10 protein-coding genes are annotated in these 13,522 nt (G+C 64.1%); 6 read left to right on the forward strand and 4 right to left on the reverse strand.

What is annotated here, in order from left to right; genetic code table 11:
• Positions 1-4 precede the first annotated feature (4 nt).
• From hpnE to PQQ86_RS19870, 3 genes are read left to right on the forward strand one after another with little or no spacing between them, the layout of a single operon-like run.
• A complete protein-coding gene (hpnE, locus tag PQQ86_RS19860; RefSeq protein WP_408270492.1) occupies positions 5-1,282 on the forward strand; it encodes a hydroxysqualene dehydroxylase HpnE in 1,278 nt (425 codons plus the stop codon).
• Positions 1,279-3,327, forward strand: coding sequence for a squalene--hopene cyclase (gene shc / locus PQQ86_RS19865; RefSeq protein ID WP_408270497.1), 2,049 nt, complete (start codon positions 1,279-1,281; stop codon positions 3,325-3,327). Before hpnE ends, shc begins: the two co-directional genes overlap by 4 nt.
• A gap of 3 nt (positions 3,328-3,330) precedes the next feature.
• Positions 3,331-4,062, forward strand: a complete 732-nt coding sequence (locus tag PQQ86_RS19870) for a phosphorylase (RefSeq protein WP_408270501.1) — start codon at positions 3,331-3,333, stop codon at positions 4,060-4,062.
• Between the two features lie 363 nt (positions 4,063-4,425).
• Here the strand turns inward: PQQ86_RS19870 and PQQ86_RS19875 are convergent, their stop codons facing one another.
• Positions 4,426-5,430 carry an MlaA family lipoprotein gene (locus tag PQQ86_RS19875; RefSeq protein WP_408270504.1) on the reverse strand — a complete coding sequence of 335 codons (1,005 nt, stop codon included), beginning with the start codon at positions 5,428-5,430 and terminating at the stop codon, positions 4,426-4,428.
• A gap of 2 nt (positions 5,431-5,432) precedes the next feature.
• The gene (gene hpnN, locus PQQ86_RS19880) at positions 5,433-8,048 is read right to left on the reverse strand and encodes a hopanoid transporter HpnN (protein WP_408270506.1); all 2,616 of its coding nucleotides are present in this window, start codon (positions 8,046-8,048) and stop codon (positions 5,433-5,435) included.
• Between the two features lie 213 nt (positions 8,049-8,261).
• Between hpnN and PQQ86_RS19885 the strand changes: the two genes are divergently transcribed.
• The gene (locus PQQ86_RS19885; protein ID WP_408270510.1) at positions 8,262-8,867 is read left to right on the forward strand and encodes an MlaC/ttg2D family ABC transporter substrate-binding protein; all 606 of its coding nucleotides are present in this window, start codon (positions 8,262-8,264) and stop codon (positions 8,865-8,867) included.
• Positions 8,868-8,973: 106 nt separating this feature from the next.
• Here PQQ86_RS19885 and hpnH read toward each other — a convergent pair whose 3' ends face one another.
• Entirely contained in the window at positions 8,974-10,134 is a 1,161-nt protein-coding gene (hpnH, locus tag PQQ86_RS19890) for an adenosyl-hopene transferase HpnH (protein WP_063500562.1), read from the reverse strand.
• 10 nt (positions 10,135-10,144) lie between these two features.
• Positions 10,145-11,089 carry a 4-hydroxy-3-methylbut-2-enyl diphosphate reductase gene (gene ispH / locus PQQ86_RS19895; RefSeq protein ID WP_054034174.1) on the reverse strand — a complete coding sequence of 315 codons (945 nt, stop codon included), beginning with the start codon at positions 11,087-11,089 and terminating at the stop codon, positions 10,145-10,147.
• Positions 11,090-11,422: 333 nt separating this feature from the next.
• Between ispH and hpnC the strand changes: the two genes are divergently transcribed.
• Together hpnC and PQQ86_RS19905 are read left to right on the forward strand one after the other, a co-directional pair.
• On the forward strand, positions 11,423-12,289 hold the full coding sequence (hpnC, locus tag PQQ86_RS19900) for a squalene synthase HpnC (RefSeq protein WP_408279241.1): 867 nt from the start codon (positions 11,423-11,425) through the stop codon (positions 12,287-12,289).
• Positions 12,289-13,461: a glycosyltransferase gene (locus PQQ86_RS19905; protein ID WP_408270514.1), complete on the forward strand. Its 1,173-nt coding sequence runs from the start codon at positions 12,289-12,291 to the stop codon at positions 13,459-13,461. The genes hpnC and PQQ86_RS19905 overlap by 1 nt, the downstream gene beginning before the upstream one ends.
• The last annotated feature ends 61 nt before the right edge of the window (positions 13,462-13,522 follow it).

Consider the following 13,522-nt stretch of genomic DNA (forward strand, 5'->3'; position numbering starts at 1 on the left):
GCTGATGCCGAAGCTCATCCATGTGATCGGCGCCGGCCTCGCCGGCCTGGCCGCCGCGGTGCAATTGCAGCGCCGCGGCGCGCAAGTCGTGCTGCACGAAGCAGCGCCGCAGGCGGGCGGCCGTTGCCGGTCGTATTACGATCCCAAGCTCGGCGCCACCATCGACAGCGGCAATCACATGGTGCTGTCGGGCAATTACGCCACGCTCAACTATGCGCGCGCGATCGGCGCCGCCGACGAGCTGGTCGGCCCAGCCCAGCCTGAGTATCCGTTCGTGGATCTGGCGACGCGGGCGCGCTGGACCGTGCGCATGTCGCCGGGCCGCCTGCCCTGGTGGGTCTTCGACCCGAACGCGCGCGTGCCGAACACCGGGCCCAGCGACTATCTGGCGCTCGTGTCGCTGCTGTTCGCCAAGCCCGGGCGCAGTGTGGCGCAAACCATGCGCTGCAATGGCCCGCTGTGGGACCGTCTGCTGCGGCCGCTGTTTCTCGCGATGCTCAATGTCGAGCCGCGTGAAGCGTCGGCGGAGCTGACGGCCGCGATGGTCAGGGAAACGCTGGTCGCCGGTGGGCTGGCGTGCCGGCCTCTGGTGGCGAAGAACGGTCTGGGCAGCGCCTTTGTCGACCCGGCGCTGCGTCTATTGCAGCACGGCGGCGCGGCAATCCGACTCGGGTCGCGCCTGACAGACATCGTGTTTGCCGACACCGGCGCCGGCCCCGGCCGTATTTCGGCACTGAATTTCGCGGACGAACGCATCGCGATCGAAGCCAACCAGGCTGTGGTGCTCGCAGTGCCGCCGGACATCGCACAGACGCTCGTTCCCGGCTTGCGCTCGCCGAATCGCTTCGCGGCGACCCTCAACGTGCATTTTGCGATCGAACCGCCGTTCGGCATGGCGCCGATCACGGGTCTGCTGAATGCGACGGCCGATTGGCTGTTTGCCTTCGAAGGCCGCATGTCGGTCACGGTCAACGCCGCTGAGCGCCTGCTCGACACACCGCATGAAGCGCTGGCGAAAACCGTTTGGGCCGAAGTGGCTCAGGCTGCCAATTTGCCAGCCGAGCCAATGCCGGCCTGGCAGGTCGTGGTGGAAAAGCGCGCGACATTCGCCGCCTTGCCGGATCAGGAAATGCTGCGCCCCGGCACGCGCACTCGCTGGAACAATTTGATGCTCGCGGGCGACTGGACGGCCACCGGCCTGCCCGCGACGATTGAAGGGGCGATCCGCTCCGGCCAGAAGGCCGCGGACACGCTGCTGAATCAACCGATGGAACGCCGATGAACGACTTATCTCAAGCCCAGCCGCTGGACGCCGTCCTGCCTGAAATCGCCGAAGCGTCGCTGAATGTGCCAAACGCGGTGTCGAGCGCTGCGCCCGATGCTGCGCCGCAAGCGTTCGCAACATCACTCGACGCCGCGATCACGCGCGCCACCGACGCGATCCTCGGCGCGCAGAAACCGGACGGCCACTGGGTCTACGAACTCGAAGCCGACGCGACGATTCCCGCCGAATACGTGTTGCTGGTCCACTATCTTGGCGAAACGCCGAACGTGGAACTGGAGCAGAAGATCGGCCGCTATCTGCGCCGCATCCAGCTGGCGGACGGTGGCTGGCCGCTCTTTACCGACGGCGCGCTCGACATCAGCGCGAGCGTCAAGGCGTACTTCGCACTGAAAATGATCGGCGACTCGCCAGACGCCGACCACATGGTCCGTGCGCGCGAGGCGATTCTGGCGAACGGCGGCGCGGAAACAGTGAACGTGTTCACGCGGATTCTGCTTGCGCTGTTCGGCGTGGTGTCGTGGCGTGCCGTGCCGATGATGCCCGTGGAAATCATGCTGCTGCCGCAGTGGTTCCCCTTCCATTTGTCGAAGGTGTCGTACTGGGCGCGTACCGTGATCGTGCCGTTGCTGGTGCTGAACGCGAAGCGGCCGGTGGCGCGCAATCCGCGCCGTGTGCGGATCGACGAGCTGTTCCGCGGCGCGCCGGTCAATACCGGCATGCGCGACCGGGCGCCGCATCAGCACCTCGGCTGGTTCCGCTTCTTCCGCGGCGTGGACGTGATGCTGCGCATGGTCGATGGCCTGTTCCCGAAGGCGACGCGCGAGCGTTCGGTGCGCGAGGCGGTGCGCTTCGTCGACGAACGGCTGAACGGCGAAGACGGCCTCGGTGCGATTTTCCCGGCGATGGCCAACTCGGTGATGATGTACGACGTGCTCGGCTATCCGGCCGATCATCCGAATCGCGCGATCGCTCGTCAGTCGATCGAAAAGTTGCTCGTCATCAAGGATGACGAAGCATATTGCCAGCCGTGTCTGTCACCGGTGTGGGACACCTCGCTTGTGGCGCATGCGCTGCTCGAGACCGGCGAAGCGCATGCCGAACAGGCGGCTGAACGCGGCCTCGCCTGGTTGCGTCCGCTGCAGATTCTCGACGTGCGTGGCGACTGGATCTCACGCCGCGCGAACGTGCGTCCTGGTGGCTGGGCGTTCCAGTACAACAACGCGCACTATCCGGACGTCGACGATACGGCAGTGGTGGCGATGGCGATGCAACGCTCGGCGGCAGTGACGCAATCGGATGTCGATCGCGAAGCCATTGCGCGGGCGCGCGAATGGGTGGTTGGCATGCAGAGCAGCGACGGTGGCTGGGGCGCGTTCGAACCGGAAAACACGCAGTATTACCTGAATAACATTCCGTTCTCCGATCACGGCGCCTTGCTCGATCCGCCGACCGCGGACGTGTCGGGCCGTTGCCTGTCGATGCTTGCGCAACTTGGCGAATTTCCGCAGGGCAGCGAACCGGCGCAGCGCGCGTTCGACTACATGCTGAAGGAACAGGAATCGGACGGCAGCTGGTACGGCCGCTGGGGCCTGAACTATATCTACGGCACGTGGACCGCGCTGTGTTCGCTGAACGCCGCCGGCTTGCCGCATGACGATCCGCGCATGAAGCGCGCCGCACAGTGGCTCCTGTCGATCCAGAACGAAGACGGCGGTTGGGGCGAGGGCGGCGAGAGCTACAAGCTCGACTATCACGGCTACGAGCGCGCGCCGAGCACGGCTTCGCAAACCGCATGGGCGCTGATGGGCCTGATGGCGGCGGGCGAGGTGAATCACGAGGCGGTGGCGCGCGGCGTCGAGTATTTGCAGCGCGAACAACGCGAGCACGGCCTGTGGGACGAAACGCGCTTCACGGCGACCGGCTTCCCGCGCGTGTTCTATCTGCGTTACCACGGTTATCGCAAGTTCTTCCCGTTGTGGGCGCTGGCGCGCTTCCGTCACCTGAAACGCAACGGGCTGACGCGCGTCGCCGTCGGGATGTAACGGATGGCGTTTTCGACAACGCTGTCAGCCGAAGCCGGCCGTAACACCTTGCCGGTGATCGTGGTGACGGGTATGGCGTTCGAAGCGCGCATCGCGCGCGGCAAGGGCGTCGAGGTGGTCTACGCGGCTCGCGCGGATCTGCTGGAGCGGGCATTGAGCGCGGCAGTTGCGCGTGGCTGCTCGGGGATCGTTAGCTTCGGTACGGCGGGTGGGCTGGCGCCGGAGCTGGAGCCAGGAACGTTGATCGTCGGCGAGGCCGTCGATGGGCCGTTTGGGCGGCTTGAGACCGATCGGTCATGGGCTGACAGGTTTGCCGCCGCGCTGGCGACAGGGCCGCTGGCGGCGCGTCTGCGGCGTGGGGTGATGGCGGCTGTGACCGCGCCTTTGGTCACCGCTGACGACAAGCGTTTGCTACATCGTTCGACCGGTGCTTTGGCTGTTGATATGGAGTCGCATATTGCTGGGGCGACGGCTGCCGCGCATGGGGTGCCGTTTGCGGTGTGCCGGGCGATTGTGGATCCGGCTTGGCGGACTTTGCCGTCTGCTGCGACTGCTGGCTTGCGGGATGATGGTACTACTGCGTTGGGGCCGATTTTGCGGGAGCTTTTGCGGCAGCCTTCGCAGATTGCCGCGCTGATTCAGGTGGCCGTCGATGCGCGGGCGGCGCGGACCTCATTGGTGCAGGCGCGGCATGCTATGGGGGAAGGTGGGGTTTTGAGGATGGCTGTTGGGTAAGGGTGGTTGTTTTGTCTATTTGCCTACGGCGTTGGCCTTTCCTTGATTTGTTAGTGGTCTATTAGCGTTGCCCCTGTGCGGGGCGGCACTTACTTTCTTTGCCGCCGCAAAGAAAGATAAGCAAAGAAAGCGGCTCAAACCGCTCGTGCTAAGTGGGCACCGTGGTCTGCAACGAGTAGTGGTGCATCTGGAATCTGGGTTCGTGCCCCTGCATACGCCAGTGACAAGGGCGTCATACTTCCGGCGACGCTTCGCGCGCCGAAGCGTAATTCATAAAACCGTCTGGTTTGGTCAGGCGAGTTGTCTGCGGGTTCTTCGCTGCCCGGCGCGCGTTGCGCGCGACGGGCGCCTGACTCACATCCCTTATTGGACTGCCGGCGCTGCTTCCTGCGGGTTCTTGTCCGCCGGTGCGGTTTGCGGTGCGGGTGCCGGCGTCGTTGCGCCCGACGCGGCAGCAGGCGCCCCCGCTGGAGCGCTCGGCGTGTCGCCTGGGTCGGTGTAGTTCGGCACGCCCGCCGGGGCGCCTGTGGCGCTTCCTGAGGCCGCATTCGGAGCTTCCGGTGCGTCGCCCGGGTCAGCATAGTTCGGTAAGCCCGCCGGGCCCCCAGCCGCGGCCCCTGAAGCGCCCTTGGCGGGTGCGGCGGCGCCGGAGTCGTCCTGGTCGTCGTAGTTCGGGAGCGGCGCGGCGTTGTCGCTGGTGCCGCGCAGGCGCGCCTTACGCTGCTGGGTATAGGCGTCGCGCACAAACGAATACTTGTCGAGCGCGGCCTGTTGCAGCAGGCTGGACGCGCCCAGCAGATCGGAACGCACGCTCACGAACTGCAGCACGTACAGCGGATTGCGTACCGCCGGCTCAATGTAGTTCAACGGGTTGAACTTCACGTCCACGATCAGACCCATGCTGTCGCGTACCGTGCTCGGACCAAATAGCGGCAGGACAAGGTACGGGCCCGACGGAATGCCCCAGTGACCCAGCGTCAGACCGAAGTCCTGGTGGTGCTTCGGCAAGCCGGCCGGCGTCGCCCAGTCGAGCAGGCCGCCGAGTCCAAAGGTCGAGTTGAACGCGAAGCGCACGAAGTCTTCGGTCGCGTCGGTGATCTTTAGCTGCAACAGGTTGTTGGCGGCGTTGGTCAGGTCGCCCAGGTTCGAGAAGAAGTTGCTCACCGCCGTACGCAACGGCTGCGGCGTCACCTTCTGGTAACCCTTGGCGACCGGGACGGCGACGAAGCGGTCCACACCGTCGTTGAAATTGAAAATCACGCGGTTCGCCGGCTCGAATGGGTCGCCGGGCTTGCGGTCGGGGCCGGTCGCGCAGCCAGAGATCAGACCGGTGGCGGCCAGCGCCAGCACAGTGGTTCGCAGCTTCATACTTATATTCCTTTTTGCTTCGCGCGACGTTGGCGCGGCTTGCCCATCAGTACGGGTTGGAACACCACTGCGCCGATCAGCGTGCAAAACAACGAGAGTGCCAGCAAGCGTCCCATACTCGACGTCCCCGGATGGTGCGACAGCCAGAGGCTGCCGAACGCCGTCGCCGTAGTCGCCGCGCTGAACAGCACGGCATGCGTGAGGCTTGACTGTAAAAGGCTGGTCTGGCCATGGCGCCACGCCATGACAAAGTAGATCTTGAATGCTACGCCGACGCCCAGCATCAGGGGCAACGCAATGATGTTCGCGAAGTTCAGCGGCATGCCGAACACCACGCACAACTCCAACGTTACCAGCGCGGACACCAGCAGCGGAACCAGGGTGCGCAGCATATCGCTGAGCCGCCGCAGCGCAATCCACAGCAGGATTGCAATCGACAGTAAAGCCCAGCCGGCTGCCTGCAGGAACGCCTTGATGATCGTGTCCGCGGAATTGAGGATGGAAATCGGGCCGCCGATCGCGTCCGGCTCCGCTTTCTTCACCGAGTGAACGAAGCGGGCGAGCATCGCGTCGTCGTTCGGATCGGTGCCGGGTTTGACCTTCGGCGCGACGTCGACCAGCGCGTGGCCGTCCTTTGAAACCCAGCTCGTGGAAATCTCCTTGGGCAGGTTGTCGCGCGTAATCTCGGTCGGCTGGAGCAGATCCGCCAGTTGCTTCAGCGCGATGCGCAGCGGCTCGGACATCGCGATTTCGGCGCGGTCGCGCGTGGCGTCGTCGGCGACAGCCAGCTTTTGCAGCGTCGCGGACAGGTGCTTGGCTTCGGCGGCGCCCGGGCCCGGGTGGTCGTCGGCGGCGAGCGAGAGCTGGTTCGACGCGCGCTTCAACGCGGCAACGCGCACCGCGTCCGTGGCTTGAGGCGCGGGCTGTTGCTGCAACGCGGGCAGCAGTTGCTGCGCGGCGCTTGCCACCAGCATCAGCTTTTGCTGTTGCTCGGTCGGGATGAAGGTGCTCAGCGTGGTCACGCGGCCCACTTCCGGCAGCGTGCGCAGACGCGTGGCCTTCTGATCCGCATCGGCAAGCGTGGGCGCCAGCACGTGCACGTTGTTGACCGCGGCTTCCGGCGAATCCTTCAGCGACAGCAGCGTGGCCATGGATTCCGTATGCGGGTCCTTCAGATGCAGCGGGTTGAAGTCGAAGCGCAAATGCGTCAGCAAAGGCGCCGCGCCGATCACGACGATGAGCGTGCCGATCAGCACCGGCTTGCGGTGACGATCGAGGAAATCGTCAACGGGCGCGAGTTGCTTGAAGCCTGGCGAAGCGGGTTCACCCGGCGGATTGAAGACTTTCAGCAGCGCCGGCAGCAACGACATGTTGGTGAAGTACGCGACAAACATGCCGACGCCGGCGATCTCGCCCAATTCCGACACGCCGCGGTAAGCCGTCGGCAGGAACGAGAAGAAGCTCAGCGCGACCGCCACGGCCGCGAGCGTCAGCGGCACGCCGATGCTGTGTGCGGTATGCATGAGGGCGGCGGATAGACGGTCGTCGCGATTGCGCTCCTCACGATATTTGACGCCGAACTGCACGCCGAAATCGACCCCGAGCCCGACGAACAGCACCATGAAGGCGACCGAAATCATGTTGAGCGCGCCGACCATTAGCAGGCCGAGCGCCGCGGTGATCGCGAGCCCGACGAACAGCGTGATGAACACCGCGAGGATCATGCGGCCCGAACGCAGCGCCAGCCACAGAATGACCAGCACGACGATGAAGGTGCCGATGCCGTTGAGCACGGCGCCGTCCTGGACCGACGCGAATTCTTCGTCCGCGAGAGGCTGTTCGCCGGTCAGGCGGACCGTGGCGCCATAGCGCGCGTCGAGGTGCAGCGAGGCGGCGGTGTCGCGGATCGCTTTCGACGCGGTCGCGCCCGGCTCCAGCGCGTCGTAGTTCACAACCGGCTGCACCGTGACGAAGGCGCGTGCCGGATCCGTGGCGGCGCTTTTATCGACCAGCGCGCGCCACGAGAACGCCGCCGGCTGGCCGGCCAACACGCGATCGAGTGTGGTTGCGCTTTGCGACAGCAAATGGCTCATGTCGGCCAGCTTCACCTGACCCAGCTGCAGCGGCAGCAACAGGCTCGTGGTAAGCGTGCCTGCGAGGCCGGTCAGGCTCGGATCGTGCGCGAGGGCATTGACGAGCGGGCGGGACTGAACGAGCTGCGAGGTGGTGGACAGCACCTCATTGGTCGACGGGAACAACAGACCATTGTGTTCGAAGAACGGACCGCCGGCGGGCTGCGAGACGGCGACGAATTCCTTAGGATTGGCTTTGAGCGCGGCGGTCAGGGCATTGGCGGCGGCGTCGGCAAACTCCGGGGCGCGGGCTTCGACCACCACCAGCACGGTTTGACCACGATCCGGGAAGGCCGCGTCCATCGAATTTTCGAGCGCGGACCATTGCTTGTCGGTCTCGACCAGCTTGCTGATATCGGTGTTGATTTTGAAATTATGGGCAACGTAGAAGCCGCTCAAAACGGCGAGCACGAGCGACAGAGCGATGATCCGTAACGGATGACGCACCGAATAGGCGACGAGACGGACGATAGATGACTTCAGCATGTAGGCGGAGGTGGCCTTATCACGAGTGGCGTTTTTGACGAAAGTGCACAAGTATACAGAGCCGGAGCGACTCGGCTCCACTTCGGTAGCAAGTACGACGCCCGGGCGGTGCGGCTGGGGGCGGGAACGCAATATCGGTATACTGGTCTATCTTGCTTTCGCCGCGGGCTTGCGAGCCTGCCGGCGCTTACTTCCTGGGGTTTTGGCGAGCGTATGAAACGTTATCTGTCTGCTTTTCTGGCTGCGGCCGTGGTGTCCACTGCGGCCTATGCGCAAAGCGCGCCTGATGCGGTGGTGAAGGGTGCCGTCGAAGGCACGGTAGCCGCGATGAAGGCCGATCCGCAGGCGCGCGGTGGCGATATGGCGAAGATCACCGAGCTGGTTCAAACGCGCTTCGTACCGGCTACCGATTTTCAGCGAACCACGCGGATCGCGGTAGGGAAGGCGTGGAGTACGGCGACTCCCGAGCAGCAGAAGCAGCTCTATGACCAGTTTACGCTGCTGCTGGTGCGCACCTACGCCGCCTCGCTGTCGCAGTTGCGGGATCAGGACGTGAAGTTCAAGTTCTTGCCCGTCAATGTGGCGGCCGGCTCCAAGGACCTGGTTGTGCAGTCGCACGTGCTCAGCAATGGGGGCGATGACGCCATCGATTACCGGCTAACCAAGGGCGCCAACGGCTGGAAGATTTACGACATCAACATGATGGGCGCCTGGTTGATCCAGGTGTATCAGACGCAGTTCGCCGATCAGATTTCCAAGGGCGGAGTGGATGGGCTGATCAAGTTCCTGACTGCGCATAACGCACGAAGCGCGGGCTGACGTAACAGCGCAAAAAAGAAAAAGCGCGGTGGCAATCAGGCCACCGCGCTTCTTTCTACCGAGCAGGTACTTCATGGGGCGGACAAAACCGCCCCGGGCACAGCGCTTAGTGTGCGGAAGCGGAAGCCGCCGTCTGCACCTTCTTACCCTTTCCAGCGCGCCCGATTTCCTCGAGCTTGATCTCGACGTGTCGCGAGAACACGTACTCAGCCGGACGCTGCTTATCCAACGCAATATCCTTGGTGAAGGCACCGGAAGTCTTCGGGCCGCGCAGGCTGACCTTCAACGCCTTCAACGGGTGGGCCACCGTATCCATCACGGCAGTCGCTTCGAAGCCGCAGTGCACCATGCAATCCGCGCACTTCTCATAGTTGCCCGTACCGTACTTTTCCCACTCCGTGGTTTCCATCAATTCCTTGAAGGTCTTCACGTAGCCTTCGCCGACCAGGTAGCACGGCTTCTGCCAGCCGAACACCGTACGCGCCGGGTTGCCCCAAGGCGTGCACTCGTACGTCTGATTGCCGGCCAGGAAGTCGAGGAACATGCCCGACTGGCTGAACGACCAGTTCTTGCCGTTGTTGCCGCGCTTGAAAATCTCGCGGAACAGTTGCTTGGTCTTGTCGCGGTTCAGGAAGTGTTGCTGATCCGGCGCGCGTTCATACGCATAACCCGGCGAGACGGTGATGCCGTCCACACCCATCGGGCCGAGCGTGTCGAAGAACGCAGCGACGCGTTCCGGCACTGCGTCGTTGAACAACGTGCAGTTGATGTTCACGCGGAAACCGCGGCGCTTCGCTTCCTTGATGGCGGCGACAGCCTTGTCGTACACGCCTTCCTGCGACACCGAGTGATCGTGCGCCTGCTGATCGCCGTCCAGGTGAACCGACCAGACGAAGTACGGATTCGGCTCGTAGTCGTCCATCTTCTTTTCCATCAGCAACGCATTCGTGCACAGATACACGAACTTCTTGCGCGCGATGATGCCCTTCACGATCTGCGGCATTTCCTTGTGCAGGAGCGGCTCGCCGCCTGCAATCGAAACGACCGGTGCGCCGCATTCGTCGACTGCGCCAAGGCATTCTTCGAGCGACAGACGCTGATTCAGGATGGGATCCGGATAATCGATCTTGCCGCAGCCATTGCAGGCAAGATTGCAGCGGAACAGCGGCTCCAGCATCAAGGCGAGCGGGTAGCGTTTGTTGCCAGAGAGATGCTGACGCATGATGTATGCGCCAACCCGGACTTTCTGTAGCAGCGGAATAGACAAGACGTCCTCCTTAAACTTCGCGTGCAGCGAGTGGTTGCATCAGTTTCGATGGCAACTTGAATTCGACTTTCTCTTCACGGCCCGCCATCGTCGTGACATCGACGGGCCCCAATGCGCGCAGCGCATCGATTACGTTCATTACCATCTCTTCCGGTGCTGAAGCACCAGCCGTGATGCCGACGGTCTGCACGTTCGCAAACCACTCCGGCTTCACTTCCGAACCGTCGGCGACGAGATAACTCGCTACGCCGGTTTCGCTACCGATCTCACGCAGCCGGTTCGAGTTCGAACTGTTGGTTGCGCCTACCACCAGCAGCACCTCGACCTCCTTGCTCAGTTCGCGCACCGCCGCCTGACGGTTTTGCGTGGCGTAGCAGATGTCGCGCGTGTCGGGACCGACGATGTCGGTGAAACGGCGCAGCAGGGCATCGATGATGCCACGTGTGTCGTCGACCGATAGCGTGGTCTGTGTGACGTACGCAAGCGGCGTATCGAGCGGCAGGTCCAGATGCGCGACTTCAGCCTCGCTCTGCACCAGCAGCACCTTGCCGGGAATCTGGCCGATCGTGCCTTCCACTTCCGGATGGCCCGCGTGGCCGATCAGGATCAGGGTACGACCTGCCGCCACATATTGGCGCCCTTGCACGTGGACCTTGGTCACGAGCGGGCAGGTCGCGTCGAGCACGTCGAGACCGCGCTGTTCCGCGTCGCGCTCGACGGTTTGCGCGACACCGTGTGCGCTGAAAATCGCCACGGCGCCGTGCGGCACCTCATCGAGTTCTTCGACAAAGCGCGCGCCTTTCTGGCGCAGGTTATCCACCACGTGGCGATTGTGAACAATCTCGTGGCGAACATACACGGGCGCGCCGTGTTGCTGTAACGCGCGGTCGACGATCTCGATTGCACGTACAACACCCGCACAAAAGCCGCGGGGCTGAGCAAGGATGACTCGCATAAATTGGCGAACTCCGACTGACGCGGGTTTCGAAGAAGTCGGTAACTATGACTTTATCGCCGCGATCATCTATTTAGTTGACGTCTTGAGCCCCGGCGACCAGCCGGTACAGCAAAACCAAACGCGCATTCTAACGCTATCAGGCCGGCTTTGCTTTGGCGCGCCCGCCAGCGTGTTGGGGCCGCGCCGCACTGCGGGTTGCTGCCCGTCGTCGCACGCGTGGCGCAGGTGGCAATGATTACACGCTGCACCGGTTTGACGGAACCCTTAAACTACGTGGTCCTGCGGCACGTATCGGCCGCCGCATTACAGAAAGGTTTCGAGGCTCGCTGGATGGACGTCGATCAATACGAAAATTTTCCGGTCGCGAGCGTGTTGCTGCCAAAGGCGCTGCGCGCGCCTATCGGCATTATCTATCAGGTTGTCCGCACCGCCGGCGACATCGCCGATGAGGGCGACTGGAGCCCGGCCGAGCGGCATGCCCGCCTCGCCGACTTCCGCGCCGGCCTCGACGCGGTGGCGGAACGGCGCGCGGCGCCGGTGCACCCGCTCCTGTTCGGCAAGCTCGCCGGCGTGATCGCGCAGTATAAACTGCCGCTCGCGCCGTTCTACGATCTACTCCACGCCTGCGGCCAGGACATCGACACCCGCCGTTACGCGGACCGGTCCGCCTTGCTCGACTATTGCCGCCACTCGGCTAGCCCGATCGGGCATCTGATGCTGCATCTGGTGGGCGCCGCCACGCCGGAGAATCTCGCCGACGCCGATGCGATCTGCACGGCTTCGCAACTGATCAGCTTCTGGCAGGACGTCGCCGCCGACTGGGAAAAAGACCGCGTGTATCTGCCGCTTGCGGATATGCGGCGTTTCAACGTGACCGAGGCACAGATCGCGCGAGGCGTCGTCGACGATGCCTGGACGAAGCTGATGGCCTACGAAATTTCGTTCGTGCGGACCACGCTGGTACGTGGCGCGCCGCTCGCGTTGCGGATTCCCGGGCGGCTGGGGATCGAGCTGTGCGGCGCCATCCACGGCGGTTTGCGGATCCTCGAGCGGATCGAAAAGGCCGGCTACGACGTGTTTCGTGAGCGGCCGGTACTCAACTCATTTGACTGGTGCGTCGTCGCGGTACGCACTGTGGTGATGCGCCTGTCGCGGCGCGTCGGCGTAGAAGCCGGTTCACTCGAGGGCAATGCTTAATGGCGGTGGTTCTGTTTCTCCTTTCGTGTCTCTCCCTGCTGATCTGGTGTGTGTTGCTGTTTGCGCGCGGCGGTTTCTGGCGGGCGCGGCCCGCCGCGCCGCTCACGCTTGAACCGCGCGAAACATGGCCGGCGGTCGCCGCCGTGGTGCCGGCACGCAATGAAGTCGACGTGATCGCGAAAGCGGTCACCACCTTGCTCGAGCAGGACTATCCGGGCGAATTTCACGTGATCGTGGTCGACGACCACAGCACCGACGGCACCGCCGACGCCGCTCGCGCAGCCGCGTTGCAACTGCAATGCCCCGATCGCCTGACGGTGCTGAGCGCGAAGCCGCTGCCGCCGGGCTGGTCCGGCAAGGTGTGGGCGCAGTCGCAAGGTATCGAGGCGGTGCGCACGCTCGGCCTGCCGGCTGATTTCCTGCTGCTAACCGATGCCGACATCGGCCATCCTGCCGACGCCGTCGCGCAACTTGTCGCCCGTGCGGATGCGGAAAAGCGCGACCTCGTCTCGCTGATGGTCCGTCTGCGCTGTGATTCGTTCTGGGAGAAGGCGCTGATTCCGGCCTTCGTGTTCTTCTTCGCGAAGCTGTACCCGTTCTCGTGGGTCAACAACCCGCGCAATCGCACGGCCGCGGCGGCCGGCGGCTGCATGCTGGTGCGGCGCAGCGCGCTCGAAGAGGCGGGCGGCATCGAGTCGATTCGCGCCGAGCTGATCGACGATTGCAGCCTTGCTGCGCGTATCAAGCATCGCGGCACGGGGCGTCATCCGATCCGTCTCGATGTGGCGGCGCGCAGCGTGTCGTTGCGTCCTTACGATAGCTGGCGTGAGATCTGGAACATGATCGCGCGCACGGCCTTTACGCAACTGCATTACTCGCCGCTGTTGCTGGCCGGCACGCTGTTGGGCATGACGATCATCTACCTGGTGCCGCCGGCGGCCGCGCTGGTGCTCGGTCCTCAGGGCGCGCCCGCGTGGCTCGCCTGGGCGGCCATGTGTTGCGCGTATGCGCCGATGCTGAGCTACTACCGTCGCTCGCCGCTGTGGGCGCCGTTTCTGCCGCTGGTGGCGTTGTTCTATGTCGGCGCGACGTTTGCCTCGGCGGTGCGCTACTGGCGCGGCAAGGGCGGCCAATGGAAGGCGCGGGTGCAGGCGCCGGTGCAGGAGCGCTGAGACGCGCGTGCGCATGGATTGATCAGACGAAAAAACGGCGCCCTCGGGCGCCGTTTTTTTA

Source organism: Paraburkholderia sediminicola (assembly GCF_046026675.1).
GTDB classification, from domain to species: domain Bacteria; phylum Pseudomonadota; class Gammaproteobacteria; order Burkholderiales; family Burkholderiaceae; genus Paraburkholderia; species Paraburkholderia sediminicola_F.

Excerpts from the sequence above, each read along its gene's own strand:
- PQQ86_RS19905 (WP_408270514.1), top strand. The coding sequence starts at position 12,289 with ATGGCGGTGGTTCTGTTTCTCCTTTCGTGTCTCTCCCTGCTGATCTGG.
- hpnC (WP_408279241.1), top strand. The coding sequence starts at position 11,423 with ATGGACGTCGATCAATACGAAAATTTTCCGGTCGCGAGCGTGTTGCTG.
- ispH (WP_054034174.1), bottom strand. The coding sequence starts at position 11,089 with ATGCGAGTCATCCTTGCTCAGCCCCGCGGCTTTTGTGCGGGTGTTGTA.
- PQQ86_RS19875 (WP_408270504.1), bottom strand. The coding sequence starts at position 5,430 with ATGAAGCTGCGAACCACTGTGCTGGCGCTGGCCGCCACCGGTCTGATC.
- PQQ86_RS19885 (WP_408270510.1), top strand. The coding sequence starts at position 8,262 with ATGAAACGTTATCTGTCTGCTTTTCTGGCTGCGGCCGTGGTGTCCACT.
- PQQ86_RS19870 (WP_408270501.1), top strand. The coding sequence starts at position 3,331 with ATGGCGTTTTCGACAACGCTGTCAGCCGAAGCCGGCCGTAACACCTTG.
- hpnN (WP_408270506.1), bottom strand. The coding sequence starts at position 8,048 with ATGCTGAAGTCATCTATCGTCCGTCTCGTCGCCTATTCGGTGCGTCAT.
- hpnE (WP_408270492.1), top strand. The coding sequence starts at position 5 with ATGCCGAAGCTCATCCATGTGATCGGCGCCGGCCTCGCCGGCCTGGCC.
- shc (WP_408270497.1), top strand. The coding sequence starts at position 1,279 with ATGAACGACTTATCTCAAGCCCAGCCGCTGGACGCCGTCCTGCCTGAA.